Annotated in this window: 1 protein-coding gene; it reads right to left on the minus strand. The window is 65.3% G+C overall.

Features of this window, described 5'->3' with window-relative positions; translation table 11 throughout:
- Nucleotides 1-707, minus strand: a 707-nt coding sequence (locus tag FXF52_RS41210) for an amylo-alpha-1,6-glucosidase (RefSeq protein WP_370518119.1), incomplete at both ends; no start/stop codon positions are given.

Here is a 707-nt window from a genome sequence, read left to right on the forward strand (position 1 = left end):
ACGCGGTGGGGTATTGCACGGGGTAGCGGGTGAGGTGTCGGGGGTATCCGGCGAAGGCTTCGGGTAGTCGGCCGTCGAAGTAGTTGGCGGCGTCGAGGATGCCTTCGGCGATGTGGGCGGCTTCGGCGTTGAAGCCGTAGCGGCGTAGGCCCCAGGCGATGAGTGAGTTGTCGAATGGCCAGACGGTGCCGACGTGGTAGCCGAGGGGGTTGTAGCGGGCTTCTCCTTCGGCGAGGGTGCGTACGCCCCAGCCGGAGAAGAGGCGGGGGCCGAGGAGGTGTTCGGCGATTTTCGCGGCTCGGGGTTGGTCGACGATGCCGCTCCACAGTAGGTGGCCGATGTTGGAGGACAGGGCGTCGACCTGGTTGCCGTCGGCGTCGAGGGCGAGGGCGTAGTACTGTCCGTCTTCGATCCAGAAGTCGTGGTTGAAGCGGTGTTTGAGGTCGGCTGCCTGGCGTTCGAGTTGGTCGGCGTAGGTGGGGTCGTTCCAGAATTCGCGGGCGAGTCGGGCGCCGCGGATTTTGGCGTCGTAGGCGTAGCCTTGGAGTTCGCAGGTGGCGCGGGGTAGGCCGGGCAGCCGGCCGTCGCGGTAGGAGATGGAGTCCCAGGAGTCCTTCCAGCACTGGTTTTCCAGGCCGTTGCGTTGGTTGCGGCGTTGGTACCAGATGTAGCCGTTACCCATGATGTCGCCGTACTCGTCGATCCAA

The sequence above is a fragment of the Micromonospora sp. MP36 genome, from assembly GCF_008119785.1.
In the GTDB taxonomy this organism is placed as follows: domain Bacteria; phylum Actinomycetota; class Actinomycetes; order Mycobacteriales; family Micromonosporaceae; genus Micromonospora.